Source organism: Streptomyces sp. NPDC058459 (assembly GCF_042721685.1).
In the GTDB taxonomy this organism is placed as follows: domain Bacteria; phylum Actinomycetota; class Actinomycetes; order Streptomycetales; family Streptomycetaceae; genus Streptomyces.
In genome coordinates, this window is record NZ_JBHXLV010000361.1 from 1 (window position 1) to 3,190 (window position 3,190).

Here is a 3,190-nt window from a genome sequence, read left to right on the forward strand (position 1 = left end):
AAAAGGTTCCGGGCCGTTCTCCTGGTGGGGGCCGTCTAGGAGATCCGGACCGGGTTGACCACGTCCGCGATGAGCACCAGCACGGTGAAGCAGACGAAGATGCCCGCCACCACGTAGGCCACCGGCATCAGCTTCGCCACGTCGAACGGGCCGGGGTCGGGGCGGCGCAGCAGCCGGGCGAGCTGGCGGCGCAGCGACTCCCACAGGGCGCCCGCGATGTGCCCGCCGTCCAGCGGGAGCAGCGGGAGCATGTTGAAGAGGAACAGCGACAGGTTGAACCCGGCGACCACGAAGACGGCCATGGCGACCTGCTGGGAGGCCGGGATGTCGAGCGTGGCGATCTCGCCGGTGACGCGGGCGGCGCCGACGATGCCCATCGGGGAGTCCGGCTCGCGCGGGCCGTCACCGAAGGCGGCGTTCCACAGGGCCGGGATCTTGCCGGGCAGCGCCACGAGGGACCCCACGGCGTTGCCGACCTGGTCGCCCATCCAGACCACCGAGTCGCCGAAGCCGAGCTTGACGACGCCGGTGGCGGCGCTGAAGCCGAGGAAGCCGGCCCTGACGTACTCGCCCTGCACGTAGGCGCCGGAGGAGTCCTTCTTGGCGACCTGGTTGGTGGCGATGGTGGCGTGGAGGGTCAGCTCCTTGCCGTTTCGCTCGACCACGATCGGGACGTCGCGGCCCGCGCTGTCCCGGATGAGGTCGGACAGCGTGTTCCACTTCTCGGTCGGCCTGCCGTCGAAGGAGACGATTCTGTCGCCCGCCTTGATCCCGGCGGCGGCGGCCGGGGAGGCCGGGTCGGACTTCTCGCAGTCGTCGCGGTTCTGGTTCTGCGCGATGACGCAGGCGGAGACCGAGGAGACGGTGTTGGTCTGCTGCTGGATGCCGAAGCCCATCAGCACCGTGAGGAAGAGCCCGACGGCCAGGATCAGGTTCATGAACGGGCCGGCGAACATGACGATGACGCGCTTCCACGGCTTGCGCGTGTAGAACATCCGCGTCTCGTCGCCCGGCTTCAGCTCCTCGTACGCCGCCGAGCGGGCGTCCTCGATCATGCCGCGCCACGGGGAGGTGGAGCGGGCGGAGACCCGGCCCGCGTCGTCCGGCGGGAACATGCCGATCATGCGGATGTAGCCGCCGAGCGGGACGGCCTTGATGCCGTACTCGGTCTCGCCCTTGTGCCGTGACCAGATGGTCGGGCCGAAGCCGACCATGTACTGCGGGACGCGGATGCCGAAGAGCTTGGCCGTGGACAGGTGCCCCAGCTCGTGCCAGGCGATCGAGACGAGCAGGCCGACCGCGAAGACCACTATGCCGAGGATGAACATCAAGGTCGTCATGCACGCGCCTCCGCGATAGCCGTCCGGTTGGTCAGTTCACGGGCCCTGGACCGGGCCCAGGTCTCCGCTTCGAGGACGTCCGACACCGTGAGCGAAGTTCCCGTGACCGGGGTGCCGTGTTCCTCGACCACCCGGATGACGGTCTCCATGATCCCGTTGAAGGGCAGCGCGCCGCCCAGGAAGGCTTCGACGCACTCCTCGTTGGCCGCATTGAACACCGCCGGGGCGGTGCCCGCGAGCCGGCCCACATGCCGGGCGAGGTTCACCGAGGGGAAGGCGTCGTCGTCCAGCGGGAAGAACTCCCAGGTGGACGCCTTGCTCCAGTCGAACGCCGGGGCTGCGTCGGGGACGCGCTCGGGCCAGCCCAGACCGATGGCGATCGGCCCACCCATGTCGGGGGGCGTCGCCTGGGCGATCGTGGAACCGTCGGTGAACTCGACCATCGAGTGGACATACGACTGCGGATGCACGACCACCTCAATGCGGTCGAAGGGAATGTCGTAGAGCAGGTGGGCCTCGATGACCTCCAGGCCCTTGTTGACCAGGGTCGCGGAGTTGACCGTGATCACCGGGCCCATCGCCCAGGTGGGGTGCGCGAGGGCGTCGGCGACGGTGACGTCCGCCAGCTCGGCCCTGGTACGGCCGCGGAAGGGGCCGCCGGAGGCGGTGACGACCAGCTTGCGCACATCGGCGCGGGTGCCGGCGGCGAGGGCCTGGAAGAGGGCCGCGTGCTCGGAGTCGACCGGGATGATCTGGCCGGGCTCGGCCAGCGCCTTGACCAGCGGGCCGCCGACGATGAGCGACTCCTTGTTGGCCAGCGCCAGGGTGCGGCCTGCCTCCAGGGCGGCGAGGGTCGGCGCGAGGCCGATGGAGCCGGTGATGCCGTTCAGCACGGTGTGGCAGTCGGAGGCGGCGACCTGGGCGGCGGCGTCCGGCCCGGTGAGGATCTCCGGGAGCGGCTCGTTCCCGTACCGCCCGGCCAGCGCCTCGCGCAGCGCCGGTACGGCGTCCTCGCGGGCGACCGCGACGGTGCGTACCCGCAGCTTGCGCGCCTGCTCGGCGAGGAGGTCCGCCCGGCCGCCGTTCGCGGAGAGCGCGGTGACCCGGAAACGGTCGGGGTTGCGCAGCACCAGGTCGATGGCCTGGGTGCCGATGGACCCGGTGGAGCCGAGTATCACCACGTCCTTCGGGCCGTCACCCGCGACGGGGTCGTACACGAGATGCGGGTCGGCGAGCGGGACGGGGCTGGCGGGGCTGTCGGTCATCCCCCCATTGTGGCCGCACCCGGCGGGCGTCAGGACAGCGCGTCCGGGTTCGGGACCGGTGGGCCGTGACGCGGGCTACTATGGATATACAAACCTATCCGCCAGATATACGGAGCGTGCGGCCATCGCCAAGACCTTGATCGACATCGACGAGCAGCTCCTGGCGGACGCGGCCATAGCATTCGGCACCAAGACGAAGAAGGACACCGTGACAGCCGCCCTCAAGGAGGGCGTGGAACGCAAGAAGCGCGCGCTGGCGCTGGCCTGGCTCGCCGCGCGCGCTGACGAGGGCGACTTCGACATCCTTCTGAACAAGGAGAACTACCGTCGATGACGTCCGCCGAGTTCCTCATCGACACCAGCGCCTTGGTCCGGATCGTCAGGCAGCCGGCTCTCTCACGCTGGGTGAAACCACTGGAGGAGGGCCTCATCGCCCGGTGCCCGGTGACCGAGATCGAGTTCCTGTACAGCGCCAAGAACAGCGAGCACCGTGAACAGATGGTCGAGCGTCTGGACGCCTTGTTCACCTGGACCCCGCTCGACGACCGGACGCTGACGCGCGCGTCGTCCGTGCAGCAGGAGCTC

General features: G+C 69.7%; 4 protein-coding genes. 2 read left to right on the forward strand and 2 right to left on the reverse strand.

Annotated features, from left to right (window positions below; all coding sequences use genetic code 11):
- Positions 1-35: 35 nt before the first annotated feature.
- Together ACFWN1_RS32515 and dxr are read right to left on the reverse strand one after the other, a co-directional pair.
- On the reverse strand, positions 36-1,340 hold the full coding sequence (locus ACFWN1_RS32515) for a M50 family metallopeptidase (protein ID WP_384370115.1): 1,305 nt from the start codon (positions 1,338-1,340) through the stop codon (positions 36-38).
- Positions 1,337-2,605, reverse strand: coding sequence for a 1-deoxy-D-xylulose-5-phosphate reductoisomerase (gene dxr / locus ACFWN1_RS32520; protein ID WP_384370118.1), 1,269 nt, complete (start codon positions 2,603-2,605; stop codon positions 1,337-1,339). Before dxr ends, ACFWN1_RS32515 begins: the two co-directional genes overlap by 4 nt.
- Before the next feature lie 136 nt (positions 2,606-2,741).
- Between dxr and ACFWN1_RS32525 the strand changes: the two genes are divergently transcribed.
- Both ACFWN1_RS32525 and ACFWN1_RS32530 read left to right on the forward strand, forming a co-directional pair.
- Positions 2,742-2,939: a type II toxin-antitoxin system VapB family antitoxin gene (locus ACFWN1_RS32525; RefSeq protein WP_384370121.1), complete on the forward strand. Its 198-nt coding sequence runs from the start codon at positions 2,742-2,744 to the stop codon at positions 2,937-2,939.
- Positions 2,936-3,190 (forward strand): PIN domain-containing protein (locus ACFWN1_RS32530; protein ID WP_384370124.1); only part of this gene is annotated, 255 nt, incomplete at its 3' end. The genes ACFWN1_RS32525 and ACFWN1_RS32530, both read left to right, overlap by 4 nt.

Excerpts from the sequence above, each read along its gene's own strand:
- ACFWN1_RS32515 (WP_384370115.1), bottom strand. The coding sequence starts at position 1,340 with ATGACGACCTTGATGTTCATCCTCGGCATAGTGGTCTTCGCGGTCGGC.
- dxr (WP_384370118.1), bottom strand. The coding sequence starts at position 2,605 with ATGACCGACAGCCCCGCCAGCCCCGTCCCGCTCGCCGACCCGCATCTC.